Annotated in this window: 20 protein-coding genes; 4 read left to right on the top strand and 16 right to left on the bottom strand. The window is 69.3% G+C overall.

All coding sequences use genetic code 11. The features are described from left to right. Nucleotides 1-15 precede the first annotated feature (15 nt). From AB0K37_RS10800 to dacB, 11 genes are all read right to left on the bottom strand, one after another. Nucleotides 16-528: a DUF3180 domain-containing protein gene (locus AB0K37_RS10800; RefSeq protein WP_363978022.1), complete on the bottom strand. Its 513-nt coding sequence runs from the start codon at nt 526-528 to the stop codon at nt 16-18. Continuing rightward, nucleotides 525-1112 (bottom strand): 2-amino-4-hydroxy-6-hydroxymethyldihydropteridine diphosphokinase, encoded by a 588-nt coding sequence (gene folK, locus AB0K37_RS10795; protein ID WP_363978019.1) that lies wholly within the window; start codon nt 1110-1112, stop codon nt 525-527. The genes AB0K37_RS10800 and folK overlap by 4 nt, the downstream gene beginning before the upstream one ends. Beyond that, nucleotides 1109-1474 carry a dihydroneopterin aldolase gene (folB, locus tag AB0K37_RS10790; protein WP_345179757.1) on the bottom strand — a complete coding sequence of 122 codons (366 nt, stop codon included), beginning with the start codon at nt 1472-1474 and terminating at the stop codon, nt 1109-1111. The genes folK and folB overlap by 4 nt, the downstream gene beginning before the upstream one ends. Then, on the bottom strand, nt 1471-1908 hold the full coding sequence (locus tag AB0K37_RS10785; protein ID WP_363978016.1) for a nuclear transport factor 2 family protein: 438 nt from the start codon (nt 1906-1908) through the stop codon (nt 1471-1473). Before AB0K37_RS10785 ends, folB begins: the two co-directional genes overlap by 4 nt. After that, a complete protein-coding gene (gene folP / locus AB0K37_RS10780) occupies nt 1905-2876 on the bottom strand; it encodes a dihydropteroate synthase (protein ID WP_363978013.1) in 972 nt (323 codons plus the stop codon). Before folP ends, AB0K37_RS10785 begins: the two co-directional genes overlap by 4 nt. A 158-nt stretch (nt 2877-3034) precedes the next feature. After that, nucleotides 3035-3613, bottom strand: coding sequence for a GTP cyclohydrolase I FolE (gene folE, locus AB0K37_RS10775; RefSeq protein WP_218906783.1), 579 nt, complete (start codon nt 3611-3613; stop codon nt 3035-3037). A 59-nt stretch (nt 3614-3672) separates the two neighbouring features. Beyond that, nucleotides 3673-5676: an ATP-dependent zinc metalloprotease FtsH gene (gene ftsH, locus AB0K37_RS10770; protein WP_345179752.1), complete on the bottom strand. Its 2004-nt coding sequence runs from the start codon at nt 5674-5676 to the stop codon at nt 3673-3675. A gap of 380 nt (nt 5677-6056) precedes the next feature. Beyond that, on the bottom strand, nt 6057-6620 hold the full coding sequence (hpt, locus tag AB0K37_RS10765; protein WP_363978008.1) for a hypoxanthine phosphoribosyltransferase: 564 nt from the start codon (nt 6618-6620) through the stop codon (nt 6057-6059). Nucleotides 6621-6742: 122 nt separating this feature from the next. After that, a complete protein-coding gene (gene tilS / locus AB0K37_RS10760) occupies nt 6743-7741 on the bottom strand; it encodes a tRNA lysidine(34) synthetase TilS (protein WP_363978005.1) in 999 nt (332 codons plus the stop codon). A 66-nt stretch (nt 7742-7807) separates the two neighbouring features. Further along, complete coding sequence (locus AB0K37_RS10755) at nt 7808-8917, bottom strand: zinc-dependent metalloprotease (RefSeq protein ID WP_363978061.1); 1110 nt, start codon at nt 8915-8917, stop codon at nt 7808-7810. A 140-nt stretch (nt 8918-9057) separates the two neighbouring features. Continuing rightward, entirely contained in the window at nt 9058-10377 is a 1320-nt protein-coding gene (dacB, locus tag AB0K37_RS10750) for a D-alanyl-D-alanine carboxypeptidase/D-alanyl-D-alanine-endopeptidase (RefSeq protein WP_363978002.1), read from the bottom strand. 218 nt (nt 10378-10595) lie between these two features. Between dacB and AB0K37_RS10745 the strand changes: the two genes are divergently transcribed. Then, nucleotides 10596-11087 (top strand): inorganic diphosphatase, encoded by a 492-nt coding sequence (locus AB0K37_RS10745; protein WP_179837865.1) that lies wholly within the window; start codon nt 10596-10598, stop codon nt 11085-11087. 147 nt (nt 11088-11234) lie between these two features. Here the strand turns inward: AB0K37_RS10745 and AB0K37_RS10740 are convergent, their stop codons facing one another. Both AB0K37_RS10740 and AB0K37_RS10735 read right to left on the bottom strand, forming a co-directional pair. Beyond that, nucleotides 11235-12494 carry an NlpC/P60 family protein gene (locus tag AB0K37_RS10740; RefSeq protein WP_363978058.1) on the bottom strand — a complete coding sequence of 420 codons (1260 nt, stop codon included), beginning with the start codon at nt 12492-12494 and terminating at the stop codon, nt 11235-11237. Between the two features lie 132 nt (nt 12495-12626). Beyond that, nucleotides 12627-14135 (bottom strand): sigma-70 family RNA polymerase sigma factor, encoded by a 1509-nt coding sequence (locus AB0K37_RS10735; protein ID WP_363977999.1) that lies wholly within the window; start codon nt 14133-14135, stop codon nt 12627-12629. A 550-nt stretch (nt 14136-14685) separates the two neighbouring features. Here AB0K37_RS10735 and AB0K37_RS10730 point away from each other — a divergent pair. Then, nucleotides 14686-15477, top strand: a complete 792-nt coding sequence (locus AB0K37_RS10730) for a MerR family transcriptional regulator (protein WP_363977996.1) — start codon at nt 14686-14688, stop codon at nt 15475-15477. Next, entirely contained in the window at nt 15474-17897 is a 2424-nt protein-coding gene (locus AB0K37_RS10725) for a VIT domain-containing protein (protein ID WP_363977993.1), read from the top strand. Before AB0K37_RS10730 ends, AB0K37_RS10725 begins: the two co-directional genes overlap by 4 nt. 343 nt (nt 17898-18240) lie before the next feature. On the opposite strand, the gene AB0K37_RS10720 is transcribed toward AB0K37_RS10725, so the two are convergent. Further along, complete coding sequence (locus AB0K37_RS10720) at nt 18241-19692, bottom strand: MFS transporter (protein ID WP_363977990.1); 1452 nt, start codon at nt 19690-19692, stop codon at nt 18241-18243. 102 nt (nt 19693-19794) lie between these two features. Between AB0K37_RS10720 and AB0K37_RS10715 the strand changes: the two genes are divergently transcribed. Beyond that, entirely contained in the window at nt 19795-20169 is a 375-nt protein-coding gene (locus AB0K37_RS10715; protein ID WP_363977987.1) for a MarR family transcriptional regulator, read from the top strand. 221 nt (nt 20170-20390) lie between these two features. On the opposite strand, the gene AB0K37_RS10710 is transcribed toward AB0K37_RS10715, so the two are convergent. Together AB0K37_RS10710 and AB0K37_RS10705 are read right to left on the bottom strand one after the other, a co-directional pair. Beyond that, on the bottom strand, nt 20391-20924 hold the full coding sequence (locus AB0K37_RS10710; RefSeq protein ID WP_363977984.1) for a DinB family protein: 534 nt from the start codon (nt 20922-20924) through the stop codon (nt 20391-20393). Nucleotides 20925-21020: 96 nt separating this feature from the next. Beyond that, a complete protein-coding gene (locus AB0K37_RS10705; RefSeq protein WP_363977981.1) occupies nt 21021-21425 on the bottom strand; it encodes a VOC family protein in 405 nt (134 codons plus the stop codon). Between the last annotated feature and the right edge of the window lie 419 nt (nt 21426-21844).

The raw sequence follows: 21844 nt of genomic DNA, 5'->3' as shown, positions 1-21844 counted from the left end.
GCCCCGACGCGCCCCTCAGGCCCGGGACGCGCCGGGCTGGTCGCGGTGCTCGTCGTCCGGTCCCTTGGGAACCCGGCAGGCGTACTCCAGGAAGAACGCCGCCGCCACCAGCACGACGGCCGCGAGGAAGGTGCCGCCGCTCACGAAGAAGTCGTGGCGGGGCGTCGACTTCTCCAGCGACGCGGAGAGGCTGACGGCGAACCCGCCGAACACGCCCGCGATGACCGCCGCGGAATGCGCGCTGGCCTTCCCCAGGGCCGCCAGGCGCGCCACGGCCAGGGGATCCAGCGGCTTCTGCGCCGGCTTGCGGGCGGAGTCCGCCGAGCGTCCGCTGGAGGGCTTGCGGCGGATGCGGCGCAGCACGTTCAGCCCGGTGAAGGCCTCACCGAGGGCGAGCAGCAGCAGCGTCGGCACCGCGGTCCACGGAAGCGGGGGCAGCGACAGGTAGGCAGAACGCAGCACCGCCCAGGTGATGACCCCTATGACGACCACGAGGGCGACGAGGAACAGGGGGCGGGACGGCTTCATGCAGGCTGCTGCAGAACCAGGTCGTCACGCCGGCGGCAGGCCGACGGGCCGCCCTCCGCCTGCTTGGCCTCGGCCAGGTCTCCCACGCGGCCGTGCCCGGGCAGCAGCACGTCGGGCTCGATGTCGGCCCAGGGGACGAGGACGAACGCGCGCTCGTGCGCGCGCGGGTGCGGGAGCGTCAGGTCGGGGTCGTCGGACGTGATGTCCCCGAACGTCACGATGTCGATGTCGAGGGTGCGGGGGCCCCAGCGGACCAGGCGTTCGCGGCGCATCGAGGTCTCGATGTTCAGGACCCGCTCCAGCAGGTTCTCCGGGGGCAGTCGCGTGTCGGCGATGAGCACGATGTTCAGGAAGTCGCCCTGCTCCGGGATGCTCTCCCCGGGCGGCGCGTAGGGGGCGGTCTCGTAGACCGGGGAGAACGCCACGAAACTCAGTCCTGGTGCGTCGAACAGGGCGTCGACCGCCTCCTGGATGTTGTCCAGCCGGTCCCCGAGGTTGCTGCCGATCGAGAACACGACGCGGTGCTGGACCAGCATGTGCCCCCCGGTGGCGGTGCGGTCGGGCATGCGGTCGGACGCTGTCATGGGCGACTCCTCGTGATCTTCACGGCGACGTCGGCGAAGGGGTGCGGGATCGGGGCGCTCGGCTTGTGGACGGTGATCTCGACCTCGGACACCAGTCGATCTTCCAGACATATCTTCGCCAGCCGGTCGGCCAGCGTTTCCAGGAGGTTCAGGGGCTCCCCCTCCACGGCGGCGACGAGCCGGCCGGCGAGCGTTCCGTAGTCGACGGTACGCGAGAGGTCGTCGCCTTCCGCGGCGGGGCGCGTGTCGAGGCCGAGGACGGCGTCCACGACGAACACTTGCCCCAGGTCGCGCTCGGCAGGCAGGCATCCGTGGCGCCCCCGCGCCCGAAGCCCGCGCAACTCGATGCGGTCGAGAGTCATTCTTCCTCTGCATCCACGACGTTGAGGACGGGGGAACCGTGGTGAAGCAGAAGCCGCCACTCCCCGTCCGCCCGTACGAACACGTTCGTAGCCACGATGCTTCCACCGGCGAGGAACCCTGCTTCGGTGTCCTCGTCGGCGGTCAGGATGTTCTCCTTGCACGTCACCACGGCGTGGTCGCCGTACACGTCCGTCTCCACGTCGGTGAGCACGAACTGGATGTAGGACGTGTTGGCCATGATGAGCGCCCACGAGCGCAGCACAGCCTCTCGTCCCCGCAGCATCGTCCAGCCGGGGTGGACGCAGGAGACGCCGTCGGCGTACTGGCCATCTGCCCAGACCGCCGACATGCGGTCGAAGTCGCCGGCCTCGAACGCGGCGTAGAACTCGGCATGGACCTCGTCCACGTCGGCGCGGTTCACGGCACGGCTCATAGGCGAGGACTCCCGTCGTCGTTACTGGCGTCGTCGTTAGTGTCCTTGGTAGCGCTGTCCTTGATAGCACTGCCCTTGCTTGGGCTTTCCTGGCTGACGCTGTCGGGACCGACCAGACGCGCCGCGCGCATCGCGGCCGCCACCCGTACCGCGTCCGCGTTGGGCCGGACCCTGTGCACCCTTACGCACCATGCCCCGGCAGCGGCCACGAGAGACGTGATGGCCACGGTCGCGTCATCGCATTCGCCGAACGGACGACGCGTCCCGTCCGGTTCCGCCAGGAGCCGCGTCAGGAACCCCTTGCGGGACGCGCCCACCAGGACGGGATAGCCGAGACCAGTGAACGCGTCGAGATGGGCAAGCAGCGACCAGTTGTGCCCTGTCTCCGGGTTCTTGGCGAAGCCCAGCCCGGGGTCGAGCACGATCATCGATGGATCGACGCCCTCCCCCAGAACGGCGTCGACCCTGTGCAGCAGTTCGTCGCGCACCTCACGAACCACGTCCGTGTAGATGGCGCGGTTGTACATGTCATGGCTGTGGCCGCGCCAGTGCATCACCACGTAGGGCACGCCCGCGGCGGCCACCACGCGCGGCATGTCGGGGTCGGCCAGGCCGCCGCTCACGTCGTTCACCAGCCGCGCGCCCGCGCCGACCGCGGCCTCGGCGACCTCGGCGCGCATGGTGTCGACGCTCACGGGGACGTTCTCGGCCACGAGCGCCTCAATGACCGGAACCACGCGGCGCAGTTCCTCTTCCTGGGACACACGCTGCGCACCAGGACGCGTCGACTCGCCGCCCACGTCCACGATGTCGGCGCCCTCGCTCACGAGATCGAGCCCGTGACGGACCGCTTTCTCCGGGTCGAACCAGGCGCCGCCGTCGGAGAAGGAGTCGGGCGTCACGTTGACCACGCCCATGACGAGGCACCGCCCTGGCTCGGGCAGCCCCGGAACGGCGGCACTGGTCATGTCACCCAACCCTATGCCTTGCGATCGACCCGCCGGAGCGGCGCTCCACCCGCCCCATCCGTCCGGCATACCCTCTCCGGAAGCAGCAGAACGGGCCTCAGCTTGACGCTGAGGCCCGTTCAGACGTTCAGGCGGACTCGGGTGGGCCCGAGCACCCGTCAGCGGCCGAGAATCAGGCTCATCGCCTCGGACCGCGTCTCGGCATGGTCGCGGAAGTCGCCGCGCACCGCCGACGTCACCGTCTTCGCGCCCGGCTTCCGCACCCCGCGCATCGTCATGCACAGATGCTCGGCCTCGATCACCACGATGGCGCCGCGGGGCTCCAGCACCGTCATCATCGCGTCGGCCACCTGGCTGGTGAGGCGCTCCTGCACCTGCGGCCGGCGGGCGTACACGTCCACCAGCCGGGCCAGCTTCGACAGACCAGTGATCTGGCCCTTCTTGTTGGGCGTGTAGCCCACGTGCGCGACCCCGTGGAAAGGCACCAGGTGGTGCTCGCAAACGGAGTACACCTCGATGTCCTTCACCAGGACCATTTCCTCATGGTCGGCGTCGAACACCGTGGTCAGCGCGTCCTCGGGCTTCTGGCGCAGGCCCGCGAACTGTTCGGCGTACGCGCGCGCCACCCTGGCAGGGGTGTCGCGCAGCCCGTCGCGGTCGGGGTCCTCCCCGATGCCGATCAGGATCTCGCGCACGGCCTTCTCGATGCGCGCGTGGTCGAAACGCCCGCCGTGCAGTGTCTCGCCCGGCGGGTCGTTCTCGAGCGGCGCCTCGTCGTACGGGATCGCCAAGGCCGTCAGCTCTCGCCCGGGGCCGGATCGACGGCCTCAGAGGTGACGCCGCTCTGGCCGTTGTTCTTGGTCAGGTCGGCGACGTCCTGCGGACCGAGCAGGGCGAGCTCCTTGGGCGTGAGCACCGGCGGACGGTCGGACGGGAGGCGCTTGCCGTAGCCGGTGTAGGAGTTCTGGTGCGGCCGCTTCTGGATCGGCGCGAAGATCTCCAGCACCTGCTGCTTGGACAGCGTCTCCTTCTCCATCAGGTTCACGACGAGCTCGTCCAGGACGTCCCGGTACTCGACGAGGATCTCCCACGCGGTGTCGTGCGCGCCCTCGATGTAGCGCCGGACCTCGTCGTCGATCGCGGAGGCGATGTCCTCGGAGTAGTCCCGCTCGTGGCCCATGTCGCGGCCGAGGAATACCTCGCCCTGCCCGGTGCCGAACTTGCGCGCGCCGAGGCGCTCGCTCATGCCGTACTCGGTCACCATGTTGCGGGCGATGGAGCTGGCCTTCTCGATGTCGTTGGCCGCGCCGGTGGTCGGCTCGTGGAAGACCAGTTCCTCGGCGGTGCGGCCGCCCAGCAGCATGGCGAGCTGGTCGGTCATCTCCGAACGGGTCGTGAGGAACTTGTCCTCCATCGGGAGGGTCATGGTGTACCCCAGGGCCCGTCCGCGCGGAAGGATCGTCACCTTGTGCACCGGGTCGGAGTTCGGCAGCGCGTGCGCCACCAGCGCGTGCCCGCCCTCGTGGTAGGCGATGATCTTCTTTTCCTTCTCCGACATCACCCGGGTCTTGCGCTCCGGCCCGGCCATGACGCGGTCGATGGACTCCTCCAGGGTGTCCATGTCGATCAGCTTGCGGTCGAACCGCGCGGTGAGCAGCGCCGCCTCGTTGATCACGTTGGCCAGGTCGGCGCCGGTGAAGCCGGGCGTGCGGCGCGCGATCACGTCGAGGTCGACGTCCTGCGCGAACGGCTTGCCGCGGCCGTGCACGCGCAGGATGCCCTTGCGGCCCTCCAGGTCGGGGCGGTCCACGGTGACCTGGCGGTCGAAGCGGCCGGGACGCAGCAGCGCCGGGTCGAGGATGTCGGGACGGTTCGTCGCGGCGATCAGGATCACGCCGCCCTTGACGTCGAAGCCGTCCATCTCGACCAGCAGCTGGTTGAGGGTCTGCTCGCGCTCGTCGTGGCCGCCGCCGAGGCCCGCGCCGCGGTGCCGGCCGACGGCGTCGATCTCGTCGATGAAGATGATCGAGGGGGCGTTGGTCTTGGCCTGCTCGAACAGGTCGCGGACCCGGGACGCGCCCACGCCGACGAACATCTCGACGAAGTCCGAGCCGGAGATCGAGTAGAACGGCACGCCCGCCTCGCCGGCGACGGCGCGCGCCAGCAGCGTCTTGCCGGTGCCGGGCGGGCCGTACAGCAGCACGCCCTTGGGGATCTTGGCGCCGATGGACTGGAACTTCGCCGGGTTCTGCAGGAAGTCCTTGATCTCTTCCAGCTCCTCCAGGGCCTCGTCGGCCCCGGCCACGTCGGCGAAGGTGGTCTTCGGGGTGTCCTTGGTGATGAGCTTGGCCTTGGACTTGCCGAAGTTCATCACCCGCGAGCCGCCGCCCTGCATCTGGTTCATGATGAACAGGAAGATCAGCACGATGACCACGATGGGAAGCAGGCTGAACAGCAGGTTCAGGAAGAAGCTCTGCTTCGGGACATCAACGTTGTAGCCGCCGGACAGTTTGCCGGCGTTGGCCTGGTTCTGAAGCTGCTGCTGCAGCTGGAGGCCCTGGCCCTCGACCCAGGAGGCCTGCTGCTGCTTGCCGTTGGTGAGCGTCAGCTCGATCCGCTGGTCCTTGTCAATGATCTTGGCGGACTTCACCTGGCCCGCGTTGATCTCCTGGACGACCTTGGATGTGTCGACCTTCTCGAACGAACGGCCGGGGTTGACGCCCCACATGACGAGGGCGACCAAGAGGCCGAACAGCAGGATCCACAGCAGCGGCCCGCGAAAATAGCGCTTCACGTCCATTTATCCGGTTACCCCGTAGGGGCCCGTCCCTCCTGACCAACTCTGTGTGCGATCCTCGCCCGTCCCGGGGGACGGACGCCACTGCGACCAACAATGCGACCCACGGGAAGGCCCGTCGCCCGGGGCTCCGGTCTCACCGTGGCGGCTTCCCTCATATGGCTTCCCGAACCCGGGGTCCGGGACACCGACGGTACACCGCAGGCGCAGGAGACGCAGCCGACGCCGTTTCTCCCGCATCCCTGGCCTATACCCGTCAACGACCTTTGCAACGATTCGTCACGGTCCCTTGTTCCCTGGGGGCGTTGGTGCGCCTCCGGCCGCTGTGGACATGTCCGGGCGATCAGGGCATCCCCACCGCCCGCCGGCCCCCTCCTGGACGCTCAGGCTCCGTCCCCGCCGTACACGTGCGGAGCCAGGGTTCCGACAAAGGGCAGGTTCCGGTACCGCTCCGCATAGTCGAGCCCGTAGCCGATGACGAACTCGTTCGGGATGTCAAAGCCGATGTACTTCACGTCGAGGTCGGTCGTGACGGCCTCCGGCTTGCGCAGCAGCGCGCAGATCTCCAGCGAGGCGGGGTTGCGCGAGCGCAGGTTGCTCACCAGCCACGACAGCGTCAGGCCCGAGTCGACGATGTCCTCCACGATCAGGACGTGCCGGTCGAGGATGTCGGTGTCGAGGTCCTTCAAGATGCGGACGACGCCGGAGGACTTCGTGCCCGAGCCGTAGGACGAAACGGCCATCCAGTCCATGGAGGCGGGCGAGTGCAGCGCCCGCGCCAGGTCGGCCATGATCATGACGGCGCCCTTGAGGACCCCGACGAGCAGCAGGTCCCTGCCCGCGTAGTCGGCGTCGATCTGCGCGGCGAGCTCGCGCACCTTGGCCTGCAGGTCGTCCTCGGAAATCAGCACCTTCGCCAGGTCGTTGCCCAGGTCCTTCTCGTCCACAACCCCACCTCATAGCTCAGACCTCGCCCGTCCGGTGGGACGGACGTCGGACGGACACCGCCGCGCGCCGTTCAGGCAGTGCACGGCGACGCGGCGCGTGACGGTTCGCACACGCCGCGACGTCAAACCGGGCCGAACAGCAGCTTCCCAGACCTCCTGAAGGCGCGCAGCCCCCCGGGCAGATCCACGTGCCGCTGGCCGTGCCAGGCCGTGACCAGCCGATCCACTGCATCGATATGGACCGCCGCGAGCGTACCCGGTGGGCTGCCGGCCCTGACCGCCGCCATCCGCAGCACCCTGGTGCGGACGGCTCTGGGCAGCCCTTCGAGCCCTTCCAGGCGGACCGCCACGTTGTCACCCTCTTCGGAGGCCTCCAAGTCGGAGTAGGCGCGAGCACCCATCTCGTCTAGGGCGTCGGCGTCGTCGCGCAGCATCCTCGCCGTCCGTGCCAGCGCTTCGGCCACTCCTGGGCCGAGCGCCTCCTCCAGAGCGGGAAGGGCCTCGTGCCGGACGCGCACGCGCGCGAAGGAACGGTCGATGTTGTGGGGGTCGTCCCAAGGGTCCAGGCCCATGGCTTTGCAGGCGCGGCGCGTGGTGGCGCGATCCAACCCCAGCAGGGGCCTCAGATAGAGGACGCCACTGGAGCGCCTGAAAGTGGCGGACATGCCGGCCAGCGAGCGGGCCCCCGAACCACGCGCCAGCCCTAGCAGGACGGTTTCGGCCTGGTCGTCTTGCGTGTGACCAAGCAGGACACCCGAAGCGCCAAACCGATGGGCGGCACCGTCCAGGGCCGTGTATCGGGCGTCGCGGGCAGCATTCTCTGGGCCGCCCGGTCCGTCGACAGTGACCGCGACAGATCCCGCTGGGTCGAGACCAAGGCCGACCAGGGTTCGGACCACCTCGTCGGCACGCTTGTCTGAGCCGTCCTGCAAGCCATGGTCGATAGTGATGCCTCCGGCCCGACGCCCTGCCCTGGGCGCTTCGAAGGCCAACGCCCCAGCGAGCGCCAGCGAATCAGCGCCCCCGCTGCACGCGGCCAGCACCATCGCGCCCTCAGGCACGTCGGCGAGCACCCGGCGCACCGCGAGACGTACCGCCGCCACAGCCGGATCAGGGCCCATGGCAAACGTCTACCATCACACGGCGTCGCACGCCCAAGGCAGGCACGGCCTCAAGTTCGCTGTAGGTCAGGCCTCGTTGGCCTTCGGCGGAGCATCGATGGCGCGTGTGCCGACGACCCTGCTCATCCACAGCGTGGGTTCCTTGATTTCGTCGTGGCTCGGGAGCGTCTCCGGCGACTGCCAGACCTGGTTGAAGCCGCTCATGCCGACTTCGGTGACGACCCTCCGCACGAACCGCGACCCCTCCGCGTACTGCTTCATCTTCAGGTCGATGCCGAGCAGGCGCCGGATCGTCTTGTCGAGCTTGGAACCGCCCGAGCGCCGTCCCTGGAACCGCGACCGGATGTGCTGGACGGACGGCACGACCTCGGGGCCCACCGCGTCCATGACGTAGTCGCCGTGCCCTTCGACAAGCGTCATCACGGCGGTGAGGCGGTCGAGGATCTCCCGCTGCTCAGGCGTCTGGATCGCGTCGATGAGGTTGGAGTCACCACCGCGCACGGCGTCGGCGACGGCCTCGGCCGCGTCCCGGATCCGGTCCAGCATCATGCCGGGGTCGAGGTCGGACGCGAGGAGGAACTTGGTCATCTGGTCCTGGACGTACTCGCGCAGCCAGGGGACGCCGGTGAACTGGGCGCGGTGCGTCTCCTCGTGCAAGCAGACCCAGAGGCGGAAGTCACGCGACTCCACACCGAGCTCCTGCTCCACATGGACGATGTTGGGCGCGACCAGAGTCAGCCGCCCTGTCGGCGCACGCCCGGACGGGTCCGGCGGCAGGAACAACTCGTACTGCCCCAGAACGCGGCTCGCCATATACGCCAGGATCGCGCCGACCTGCATGCCCGTGACGCGAGAACCGACCGCCTGGACGACGACGTTGCCCGCGCCGCCGAGGGGTCCGCCGTTCCCCTTCGCGGACATCTGCTCCATGAGCGGTTCCAGCACCACCCGGAAACCGTCCACGTTGGCACGGATCCAGCCGGGCCTGTCCACGATCGTCGCCGGGTCGGGGTCGAGCTCGGACGCCATCCCGGTGAAGTCCCGGACGTGCCCGTGGGCGATCTTCGAGAGGGCGCGCAGCTCCTTGACGACCTCACGGGCCTCGGCATGGGTGACCTGCGGCCCCGGCCTGACGAGCCGGGTGCCGGCCTGGACCGCCAGGTTCCAGTCGATCATTGAGGCGCTCATGTAACCACCGTACGTTCGGAACGCGGCGCCGGAGCGCCCTGCATGGTCGTTCAACGCACAACCGTTCTGGTTATCTCCCGTACGGGCGCCCCCACACCCGCGCCGCGGCTCGGGTGTGGGGCCTCAGATCAACCACATCCGCAGGTGGCCACCGCGGCGGCGAGCTGGTCGAGTTTGCCGGGGTCGACCGGCCCCTTGCCGTCTCCTGCCATGAACGCGAAGGCGAGCAGGCGCCCGTCCGCGTCGTAGGCGAGTCCGGCCAGGGTGCTGACGCCCGCCAAGGTGCCTGTCTTGGCGCGCACCATCCCCGCGCCCGCCTGGCTGGCCGTGACGGTGTAGCGGGGCGGGCTCAGCGTCCCGGAGAACCCCGCGATGGGCAGGCCGGTGATGACCGGGTGCAGCTTCGGATGGTCCCCGCCCGCGGCGAGAGAGACGATCCGGGCCAGCGCGATGGGCGAGATGCGGTTGAGCGGCGACAACCCACTGCCGTCGTTGACCGAGACTCCCTCGGCCACGCCCAGCCCGGCGAGAACCTGCCGGACGGCCTGTGCGGCATCGGCGAATGTCGCGGGACGTCCCAGATTGATGGCCACCTGGCGGGCCACCGCCTCGGCCACGTCGTTGTCGCTGTCGGTCAGCAGATGCTCCACGAGCGCGGACAACGGCGGCGACTGGACGGCACCGAGTTGCGCAGCCGCCTTCTCTGCGATCGTCGAACGTCCGGCCCTGGCACTGACCCCGTTCTTGGACAGCAGACGCGCGAACTCCCTGGCCGCAGCGGAAGGCGGGTCCGAAACCCGTGTCTTCCTGGACGGGTCCGATGGCGCCACACGTCCCTCATCGACGGTCAAGGCGCTGACAGGCGCCACCTCGCCGTCGGGGAGATAGTTGGGTTTCCAACCCGCAGCCGTACGGGGCCCCTGATAGGCGGACGCGTCGTAGTCCACGCGCACCTGGGCCGTGCCAGACGCCTTCAGGGCTGTAGCCGTCTGGCGGGCCAGATCCGCAAGCGACGCATAGGGCGGGTGTCCGGCCCCGGCACGCGGCGGCAACGCCGTCAGGGTAGGATCCCCGCCTCCGACCAGAATGATCCCGTCGCCGGCGCCGCGCACGACCCGGGTGGTGATCCGGTGGTCCGGCCCGGCCGAGGCCAGCGCCGCCACCGACGTCGCCAGCTTCGTCGTCGAGGCCGGGGTGGCGGGCTGCCCGGCGCGCAGCTCGTACAGCGGCCGCCGGGTCTCCGCGTCGACGACCACCGCGTTGATCTTCGCCTGCGGTCCCCCGATCAGTGCGGAGAGCCGCCCCGCCAGGGCGGACGGGTCGGGCGGACGGCCCGACCCGGGCTCCGCGGCGGGGATCGCGGCGGACGACGGCGCGATCCGCACCAGGTCGCGCGCCGCCACGCTGGGCGGTTGCGGCGACAGGCGGCGGTCGGGTGTGAGTTTCACCACTGCCAGACCTGCGACGACGGCGAAAACGTTAAGGAGGGACAGCGACAGGACTGCGAGGGCCCGGCCCCGTCCAGGCACGTGACCGCCCCTCTCCCACTCAGCACTCACCAACGTGCGACATCCTTATACAGGGGAACACTCACCTGTGGTGCCGGCCTCGCCCACAGGCTCCCGAAAGACTATTCACTGCGAGCGCGCAGGGAGCGGAGGACATCTTGGATTTCGACGTCACGATTGAGATCCCGAAGGGCCAGCGGAACAAGTACGAGGTGGACCACGAGAGCGGCCGCATCCGGCTCGACCGCATGCTCTTCACCTCCACGCAGTATCCGGCCGACTACGGCTTCGTCGAGGACACCCTCGGCGAGGACGGCGACCCCCTCGACGCCCTGGTCCTGCTCCAGGAACCGACGTTCCCCGGCTGCCTCATCCGCTGCCGCGCCGTGGGCATGTTCCGCATGACCGACGAGGCCGGCGGCGACGACAAGGTCCTGTGCGTCCCCGCCACCGACCCCCGCATGGAGCACCTGCGCGACATCCACCACGTCGCCGAGTTCGACCGGCTGGAGATCCAGCACTTCTTCGAGGTCTACAAGGACCTGGAGCCCGGCAAGTCCGTCGAAGGCGCCAGCTGGGTGGGACGCGTGGAGGCCGAGCAGGAGATCGAGCGTTCCTTCAAGCGCGCCTCCGACCAGGGCGGCCACTGAGCCGTCTCCGGCCCGTGCGGCCGGCCGGGCCGTGCGGAGTCGCGGACGGCACCGACCCGCTCCCTGCCGCCCACGCGACGCTCGCGACGAACCCTTCTGTAGGACTCCTGCAGAAGGGTTCTCGCTTTGTACGGGAGCTGGACTCCTTCAGCCTGCGGGCCGTGTGGCACCGATCAGGTCGTGCCGGTGGATGCTCGCTATGCGCACCCGTGCACCGGTGTAGGGCGCTTCCACCATGCGGCCATCGCTGAGGTAGAGCCCGACGTGGTGGATCGTGGCGGGATCGGAGCGATTGGTCGCGAAGAAGACCAGGTCACCTGCACGCAGCCTGCTGATGGGAATGTGCGGTCCGGACGTCCACTGGGTGCCTGTCCAGTGGTCGAGCCGCACGCCCGCCTTGTTCCACGCATACATGGTCAGGCCTGAGCAGTCGAAGCCGACCGTCCCGGCGCCCTGATCGATGCCATAGGTCGGCCCGTCCATGCCGCCTCCGCCCCAGGAGTAGGGCGTGCCGAGCCACTTGAGCGCCGCCTCGACCGCGATGGCACCACGCGCCTCGGGTGGCACCTCCTTCGGAACGGGGAAATCCGAACGGAACTTGCGCGTCTGCGCCTTCTCCCGCGCACGTTCCCGCGCGCGCTTGACTTCCGCGGCATGCGCTTGGGCCTTGCCAAGCTTGCGTTCCAGACGGCGCTTATCCGTCTCGATCCGCTGGACGGCCTCCTGTTGGGCGGCCACAGCGTCTTGTGCGAGCCGTTTGGCCTCGTCGGCGCGCCTCGTCGCTGCGCCTTGCTCGTCCAGCGCGGTCTTCGCCTGACGGCGGAAGACGTCCGCGACCGTCTTGGAGGCCTCGACCCGGCGGAACATGGCGGTCCGCCGTTCGGCGAGCATCTTCACCATGCCCGCGCGGTCCATGAAGCCTTGGGGTCCGCCTTCACCCGCGACGGCCGAGGACATCGGGTCGTAGCCGGTGTTGTCCCGGTAGACCTGCGCGGCGAAGGACGCCAGTTCGGCTCTGGCCTGCTCCACTCTCCGGTCCGCCTCGGCGAGCCTCCCTTGGACGTCCCTGTACGCCTCTTGTGCGTGCCGTAGTTGCACGAGTTCGCCGTTGTAGCGCTCCACGGCGGTCTCTGCGGTGATGGCGAGCCTGTCGAGTTCGCCGTCGGCTTGGGCGAGCATGGCCTTCGTCCGCCCGACCTCCGCCGCCCGCTCCCTGACGTCGCGTTCGCTCCGTTCGACGTCCTTGGCGCTAGGGCCGGGTGGGTCGGACGGACGGGCGGACGCGCCCGGCACCAGCACGCTCATGCCGATCGCGAAGCCGGAGGTGAGAGCGACCAACCGCAATGCCCTGCCGGCGGAAGGCAGGGCCACGCGACGGCGACGTAGCTCGGGTGCGCCAGGTGCCATGATCACGTCCTCCCCGCCCGCGGTACTGCCTAGCGCAAATGATCAGCTACGAAGCGTAGTTGACTCGGGAAAAGGCAGGTAGAAACGCCACGCGAGGGCAGTCCGCAACGGAGGAAGGTCAGGCGCCGGGCGTCAGGTGCTGAGCGCAGGGCGCCATGTGACGTGGACCAAGGGCCCGCCGGGGCGGAACGCGACTGTGCTTTCTCCGTGGGACTTCTGCCCCCGTGAGACGTGCACATGGACGGTCACGCTCTGCCCGGCTGCAAGGCGCCCAGAGGCCGGGCTGACTTTGAGAGAGCCTCGGCTCCTCGCCCTCCAGGCCACTGGGTTGCCTTCTGCCCATAACTCTATGGAGCCGTTTGATCCTCCGGCCAGGTCCAGGAATAGGGGAGAGACCACAAGCGCGCCTGTGGGCGCGGACTTCGAGGACCCACCCGACAACGCCAGCAGCGAGGACATACCTAAGAGAGCGGGCGGCGGAGCGGAAGAGTTGCGCGCACCCAAGGGAAACGTGGCCGAGGGGATGGCGTCGAGGGTGTCGGAAGCGCGTGGATGCGCAGGCATCCGCTGCCCCGATCCGGGCCTCTGGGAGGTGCCGGGAATCGCTGTCGGACGCGGGCCGGCGTGTTCGTCCCTGTTCTCACGCTGGGCACTGACGACGTACATCGAAGCGACCCCGGACGCGGACAGGAGCGCCACGGCCATGAGCACGGCAGAGGCACGACCGACCTGTGCGTAGAGCGTGGCCGCCCCCTCCTCCTGGGCGGTCTTACGGGTACGGCCAAACCGCCAGCGTCGACCCTGGCGAGCCACCCGTTCGGGACGTCCGAAGGCGGTCTGGACGGGAAATCCATCGGACCTGAAATCCGTGACACGAGTGGCCACGAAGAGCCTGTAGCCGACCAGCTCCGGATCCAGGAAGCAGTTCATCACCCTGAGCCGCATCTCTGGCGCGGGTACCGCGTCCGGGAGCAGCGCGAAGACTTTGGCGGCCGACAGGGTTCGGGGACGGAGAGCCCCACAGGCGGAACACTCTCGCGCGTGCTCCATCAGCCGCTTGCTGATGTCGTAGGTGAGCTCACCACGGCGCTCACGGAGGAGGAGAGCCCGCTCGGGGCAACCGTAGGGTCCCTTGTTCGCGAGTATCTCTGCGGTCAAAGCCGCTTCGAGTTCGCCGTGCGCGTCGTCGAGTGCCATCTGCGCGTCCCTCGCCGACAACCCGAACACGACTGCGAGGTCAGGGACCGACAACTGGCGCCTGGCGTGCAGTTCCAGGATCTCTCGGGAGAGAGGCGGCAGCGACTGCACCGCATGCCACGCCGTGAGGCGCTGGTCGACGTCCTCTTGGTCGTGACTGGCGACCGGCACGTCCGGCACCTGGTGCCTGGACGGCATGCGGCGGGCGCACTCCAACCGGGCGATGGCGTAGAGCCATGGTCGGAACCGGTCGTGTTCGCGCAGTTCGCCTATGTGCGCCTCGGCCACGATGAAGGTGTCCCGCAGGGCGACCTGTGCCGCGTCGCGTCCTCTCAGCTGAAACCAGCAGTACGCGTAGAGCCTCTCGGCGTATGCGTCGTAGACCGCGGCCGGGGCGCCGGGGTCGCGCTCGCGCAGCGTCTCGACCAGGAGATGGTCGCTCATGCCAGAAAAGGTAAAGGCTGCAGACGCTCGTTACCAGCGTATTCAAGAGATCACATCCCAATACCGAACAGCACTCTTACCCCATAAACAGATCTATTGGACACCGTGTCGCTATTAATAGACTTTGGGCGCTTCGCCCGAGATACTGCAAGGTTCACCGAGTTCTCATGACCAGGCTGTCACCCCGATGAGCGACCAGAGGGCCACCGAGGGTGACAGCCAGACATTTCGGACCTCCCGCCCGGAGCGACCATTTCTGCAATCGGCGAGGCCACCCTTACGGCGACGGCCATAAACGCCTAGCCAAACGGTGAGTCGGCCGACGATGGCCACCACTATGACGTTTCAAATGGCAATTTGGCCGTGGGTTCGTCTCCAAGCGCCCGCTTCACGTCCAACACAACGTTCGGCGATGCCGCCCGTCACGAGGCCGAGGCCGAGCCGTCCGCGGGCCGGCATGCCGAAGCGGCCGCCCGAGAGGGGCGTTGCGACACCGCCCGTTGCTCGATCGCGATTGACACTGTCATCATGACAGTGTCATCATCGATCCATGGACGACGACACCTGGACGATCGCCGAACTGGCGGACCGTGCCGCCGCGGCTCTCGCGGCGGGCGCGTCCGCACAGGTCAGCGGCCGGGTGCGCGATCTGCCCAACGAGCGGCTGATCCGCTGGTACACCACGATCGGCCTGATCGACCCGCCCCTCGGCCGCCGCGGCCGCACCGCCCTGTACGGGCCCCGCCATCTCCTCCAGCTCGTCGCGGTGAAGCGGCGCCAGGCCTCGGGCCGCTCCATCGCCGAGATCCAGGTCGAACTCGCCGCCGCGACCGACGCGGAGCTCGCCAAGATCGCTGCTGTTCCTCATCCGCCGGGCGCTCAACCGGCCGACCTGCCGGCGTCCGACGCTTCCCACGGCCGAACATCCGGACACCTCGGCTCGAACCCCTCGGCCATTCGGGAGGCCGATCAGGCTCCCCACCGCGACTCCCCGGCAAGACCGGAGAGCCGAGCCCTGCCTCCCCCAGCCCTCCCGAGCGCGGCGGGCGGTGAGAGAGGCAACTTCTGGAGCACGCGCCCCGATGTGTCATTCCGGCCGGACGTCGATCTCAGCGGCTATGGCGAACCCCGCCCCGCTCTCGTCCAAGGTGTCCGTCTCGCGCCCGGCCTCACCGTGCTTCTGGAGGTCCCCGACCTGAACGGCGACGACGTCGCCGCCATCGAGGCGGCCGCGCGTCCGCTTCTCGACGAACTACGTCGCCGCGGCCTGCTCGCCCCGGCGCGGACCCCCGCCGAAAGCCCCGACTTCCAGCCCGCCGACCCACCCCGGAGGATCCAGTGACCGTGCGTATCCTGCCGCTACCCGAGCCCGCGCCGCCGGTACCCGACCACGGGCTCGGCGCGCTCAGCACCGGCAGGGGAAACCTGCCGCTCGACTCCGTGGACGTGCACGCGTCCATCACCGGCCTCGCCGCGGGCATCGAGGTCGTCCAAGGCTTCCGCAACCCCTTCGACGAGCCGCTGGAGGCCACCTACATCTTCCCTCTGCCCGACCGCGCCGCCGTCACCGCGATGCGCATGGAGGCCGCGGACCGGGTCATCGAAGGGAAGCTGAAAGAGCGCGGCCAGGCCCGGCAGGACTACGACACCGCCATCGCCGCGGGTCAACGCGCGGCGATAGCGGAAGAGGACCGCCCGGACGTGTTCACCATGCGGGTGGGCAACATCCTGCCGGGTGAGCGGGTCACGATCAGGCTGTCCCTCGACCAGCCGCTGCCGCACGAGTCGGCGTCCAGCGCGACGTTCCGCTTCCCTCTCGTCGTCGCCCCCCGCTACATCCCCGGCGCTCCGCTCGACGGCGAGCGCGCAGGCTCCGGAACCGCCGACGATACCGACGCCGTGCCTGACGCGTCCCGGATCAGTCCGCCCGTCCTGCTGCCCCACTTCCCCAACCCGGTGCGCCTGGCCATCACCGTCGACATCGATCCGGCAGGGCTTCCTCTCACGGAGATCCGGTCGGCGTTGCACGTGGTCGCCGAGGCAGGCGACGCCGAGCGGACGACCCTGACCCTGCTACCGGGCGAGCGACTCGACCGCGATTTCGTCCTCCGTCTCGCTTTCGCCCCTCACGAAAGCGCGGCCCTCTCCCTCATCCCCGACGAGTCCGGCGAGGAGGGGACGTTCAGCCTCACGGTCCTGCCTTCCGGGGAGGTGAGGCCCCGTCCACGCGACGTGGTGCTCGTCCTCGACCGCTCCGGCAGCATGCACGGCTGGAAGATGGTCGCCGCCCGCCGCGCCGCCGCCCGCATCGTCGACACCCTCCGCGCCGAGGACCGGTTCGCCGTGCTGTCCTTCGACAGCGTCATCGAGCGCCCGCGCGACCTCGGCTCCAGACTGGTCGACGGCACCGACCGCAACCGGTTCCGCGCCGTCGAGCACCTCGCGGCGCTGGGCGCGCGGGGCGGCACGGAGATGCTCACCCCGCTCGACGAGGGCTGCCGCCTGCTCGCCGACCCCGCCCGCGATCGGGTCCTCGTCCTCATCACCGACGGCCAGGTCGGCAACGAGGACCAGCTCCTCGCCCATCTCGAACCGCGGCTGCACGGCATCCGCGTGCACACCGTCGGCATCGACCAGGCCGTCAACGCCGGCTTCCTGAACCGCCTCGCCTCGATCGGCCAGGGCCGCTGCGAACTGGTGGAGTCCGAAGACCGCCTCGACGAGGCGATGGAGCACATCCACCACCGGATCGCCGCCCCCGTGGCCACCGGCCTCTCCCTGCACGCCGACGGGCTGGAGATCGTCCCCGGCAGCGTGGCGCCCACCCGGCTGGGCGCGCTGTTCCCCGGCGTGCCGCTCCAGATCGCGGGCCGGTTCCGCGGCGCGGCCTCCGGCGCCCTCTCCGTGCGGGGGACGGCATCCGACGGCACGCCCTGGGAGCAGCACGCCACCGGCATCGTCGCCAAGAGTTCGGCCGCCCGATCGATCTGGGCCCGCGCACACCTGCGCGACCTAGAGGACCGCTACACGGTCGGTGGCCCCGGCGACCTGGAACAGCGCATCATCTCGACCTCCCTCCGGTTCGGCGTCCTGTGCCGCTTCACCGCGTTCGTCGCCGTGGACAGCCGGGTCGCGACCGAAGGAGAGGCGCCGCACCAGGTCGTCCAGCCGGTGGAGGTGCCCCGCGGCTGGGCGGGAGCCGCACCGATGGCCGCCCCGCGAATGGCCCCGGCCGCCTTCTCCGTGGGAATGGAAGGCGCCGCCCCGCCGGCAGGCGGAGCTCCCCTTCCCCCCGCCATGCCTCCGGCGCCTATGCCGGCCGCCCCCACGGGCCCGCCCCCGATGCCGCAAGGCGCCCCTGCCGGCTACGGCGCGCCGCCCCCGGCCCCCGCCCGCTCCTTCGGCCGCCCCGCCGGCCGTGCCCGACGAGCGGCAGGCCCTGCGCCCTCGCCCCTCGCGGGATTCCAGCAGGAACTGGCCAACGTCCTGGGTCGCCTGCGCCAGGTCCCCGACACGCGGGAAGAGCGCGTCCAGCACCTGCTGAGCGAGCTTCTCCCCATCCTGGAGTCGATCGTCCAGCGCATGCAGACCCTGTCCTTGGACACCAAACCCCTCGCCGACCTTCGCGATGACCTCCACCGTCTCCGGCCCACCGCCGACCAGCCCACCGTCAACGACCAGTGGACCCAGGCGCTCCAGGTCCTAGCCGACTTCACCGGCGAATCCCCGCCCCGCCGCCCGTTCTGGAAACGCCCTAGCTAACCCGAGGCGGGGGCGCCTCCGACAGGAGGCCGCCCCCGCCACCCCGCATGCCGCGACCAACTCAGCTCTCCCGAGGCCAGCACCCACCCACGCCACCGCACCCCAACCGGCCGCAGCGTCTCCCCTGGTTCCGCACACCTAACGGCACATCAAGCACCCAGGACTTCGCAGATTTAGCCACACTGCCTGTCCCCAGGTGCACAGTCGCCCGCGGGTCCGCCAACGCCCCCAGGAACGCGATCGCCACCAAAGCTTGGGGAGGCTTGGAGTGGATCGCGCGGGAAAAGGCGTGGGCCGGGCGCGCGGTGGGTAGCGCGGCCCGGCCCACATTGGCGGAGGGCGGTCAGGTGTGCTTGGGGCGGTAGCGGCGGAGCAGCGGGATGAGGTTCAGGGCCAGACCGACCACGGCGACGGCACTGACCAGGTTGACTCCGGGGTGGAACTCGCCGAAACCGTCGCCGCCGGCGGCCGTCCCGCCCGCGACCAGGGCGGTGACCAGGGCCAGGACCAGGGCGGCGCCGACCTGGCCCGAGGTCTGGACGAGGCCCGAGGCCAGTCCCTGCTCGGAGTCGTCGATCCCGTCCGTGGCCTGCGCCATGATCGAGCTGAAGCCGAACGCGAACCCGCCGCCCAGCAGCAGCATCGTGGGCAGGATCGTGAACACGTAGTGCGGAGCGTTGCCGGCGGTGGCCAGGAACCAGGCGTAGCCGAGGCTCAGGGAGGTCATCGAGCTGATGATCAGGCGCGGCGTCCCGTACCGGTCGATCAGGCGCCCGACGAACGGCGAGCCGAACGCCACGAGGAGCCCGGCCGGCAGCAGAGCCAGGGCCATCTTCAGCGGCGACCAGCGCAGCACGTCCTGCAGGTAGAGCGTCATCATGAACTGGAAGCTCAGGTAGGAACCGAACAGGGCGACGATGCTCAGGTTGGCCCGGACGATCGAGCCGATCCGCAGGATGCCGAGCCGGATCAGGGGGTGGCGCACCTTGTTCTCGGTGACGAAGAACGCGATCAGCAGGGCCGCCGCGACGGCGACGGAACCCAGGGTGACCGGGTCAAGCCAGCCGCGCTCGGGCGCCGAGACCACGGTGTAGACCGCGAGCAGCATGCCCCCGGTGAGCGTCACGGCACCGAGAATGTCGTGCCCTCCTTCGGCCGCCGACCGGTCCCGCGGGATCAGCGCGATACCGGCGACAAGGGCGAGGACGGCGAGGGGAACGGGCGTCAGGAACGTCCAGCGCCACCCGAAGCTGGTCAGCAACCCGCCGAGGATCAACCCGGACGAGTAGCCGCTCGCCCCGAAAACGGAGAAGACCGACAGCGCCCGGTTGCGCGCCGGACCCTCGTGGAAGGTGGTGGTCAGGATGGACAGCGCGGTCGGCGCGGTGAACGCGGCGGCCAGTCCCTTCACGAACCGCGTGGCGATCAGCAGCGTGCCGTCGTTGACGAGACCGCCCACCAGCGAGGCAACGGCGAACACGGCGAGAGCGGCGAGGAACACGCGGCGGCGGCCGAGAAGGTCGGCGGTGCGCCCGCCGAGCAGGAGCAGCCCGCCGTAGCCGAGGACGTAGCCGTTGACGATCCACTGCAGTGACGTGGTCGAAAGGCCCAGCTCAGCGCCGATCGACGGCAGCGCGACGCCCACCATAGAGACGTCGAGTCCGTCGAGGAACAACACGGCGCACAGGACGGCGAGGACGCCCCACAGCCGGGGAGTCCAGGTCTGTTCGGCCGGCGCGCCCACGGCGCCCGGCGCGCGGACAGCGGAGTCGGGTGAGGTCTCGGTGATAGTCACGTCGGAGGACAGTACATGCACATGCATCCAATGTCCACGCACAAAGTTCCGGCGAATTTAATGCCTGTGCATCTGATGCACTTGCATGGTAAGATGCGCGGCATGGAGGCGGAGTCTGTCCTGGTCGACCGCTGGCGCAAGCTGGCGACCTGCTACAACACGGTCGCCTGCGCTCTGGACCGCGCCCTGCAGGAGGTCCACGGCCTGAGCATGAGCGAGTACGAGACACTCGACCGCCTCGTGGATCAGAACTGTGAGAAGCGTCGCATGCAGGACATCGCCGCGGCCATGTACCTCAGCCAGAGCGCCCTGTCCCGGACGGTCGCCCGTCTGGAGAAGCACGGCTACGTCCAGCGCGGGCTCTGCGAGGCCGACCGCCGCGGCGTCTTCGTGGAGATCACCGACGCCGGCCGCCGCTGCCACGCCGACGCCCGCGACACCCACCTGAAGATCCTCGCGGAGCACCTGACCGACTGACCCGGGACCTTCAACCGCGGCTGATGTGACGGGCCGTAGCTTCAGATGCGCGGCCGTTGGGGCCATGAGGACGATCTGCGGGAATGATTTCGCCGTCCCCAGGCGCGGCGGGTCGTCCGAAGGCCCGCTGCCGTGACGGTCTCGAATGCTGCGGAGGCCGCTTGCGATCGTGGACTCGTCGAGCGCACACCTTCGTTGTCGACGGCTGCGTCCATCGGCAGCTACTCGCCCGTCGTCCCGTCCAACAGCTCGCGTGCGACGTCGAGATGGCCGAGATGGCGCGCGTACTCCTGGAGCAGGTGGAAGAGGATCCTGCCAAGGGAGGGAGCTTGTTCGGACGTCCGGAAACGACCGCCCAGACGAGCCCGGTCGTGCAGTGAGGCACCCTCCAACAGAGCGCGCGTATGCGCGACCTCCAGCCGATAAGCGTCCATGACCTGTTCGGTGGCCCGGTCAACAGGGACGGTCCACTCAGCCTCGTCGCCCCCGGGTGGGTAGGCGAGAACGCCTTCGGCGGCGAATCCCCAACGTATCCACCGGCGTTCGACCCAACCCAGATGCTGTACCAGGCCGAGCGGTGACCACCCCAAGGGCTCCACCGGCTCGCGGAGCTGCTCGTTGGAGAGCCCGGAGAGCTTGCGCATCAGCGCTTCGCGATACCAATCCAAGTATCCGACCAAGAGCTCGCGGGCGTCTGTCACCTCGACGCCTGGACCATCGAGGAGCGCGGGCACCTGGCCTGGAGGGTTCTGCATCCGCCGAAGAGTAGTGCGCGTCCGGCCTCCCATGACTTCTCAGCAGGCACAGGGCGAGGCGTCGTTCAGAACCTCCGCTCCCGGTGCGCCGTCGCGTCAGACGAAATCTGCCCTCGTCATGCCTGCCGGGTGGCCGGGCGGCCATTGCACGAGTTCGATCCGGTAGCCGTCAGGATCCGTCAGCCATGACGTCCGGAGCCCCGACCCCAGGTCAGCCGGCGGCTCGGCCGTGACGCCCTTGGCAGCCAGATCGGCGACCACGGCATCGAGATCGTCCACCTGCATGACCAGATGGTTCACGGCACTGGTGTCGACGACCGGTCTCGCGGGATCGTGCACGAGCTCAAGGCTGACGAACGGGTCGTCAGGCAGTTGCAGCATGGTGAGGCTGCCGAAATCCGTTTCGGGCACGCTGCCGACCTCGGCGTACCCGAGCGCGGAATAGAAGACGAGGGAGCGGTCGAGGTCGGTGACCCGCAGACCGAGGTGCAGCATGCGCATGCGCGGCAGACTAATGCGCCTTGGACAAGGCACACCACGTCCACCAGCGAGCCGATGTCCAGCACCAGGTCAAGGCTCACACAGGCATGTCGTGCCGAGGGGTGCCACATCACCATTTCAGCGGCAGCCGCAGCAACACACCGAAGCCCCAGCATTCCGCGGAGACTCAGCTCGCAGGTAGCGGAGAGGCCCTTCCGGGAGCAGAGGGAGCCTTTGACTTGGAGCCACGTCACGAAGCCGAGCTGCCTGCCTGCTCCTCACCCACAAACGCGCGATCGGCCCGAATCTTCGGCACTCCGTGCTCCACCACCGCTCGCCGAGCTACAAATGTCGGTTGACGTTTCGTCGGGCGCGCGGTCGTGGGCCTCTGTCGCGGTACGCCGCTGCTGTACAGGAGAAGCGGCGCTACACGTGACTTA

This window comes from Actinomadura sp. NPDC049753 (genome assembly GCF_040674655.1).
GTDB classification, from domain to species: domain Bacteria; phylum Actinomycetota; class Actinomycetes; order Streptosporangiales; family Streptosporangiaceae; genus Spirillospora; species Spirillospora verrucosospora.
The sequence above is the reverse complement of the archived record's forward strand: the minus strand, read 5'-3'. Positions and strand labels throughout refer to the sequence as shown.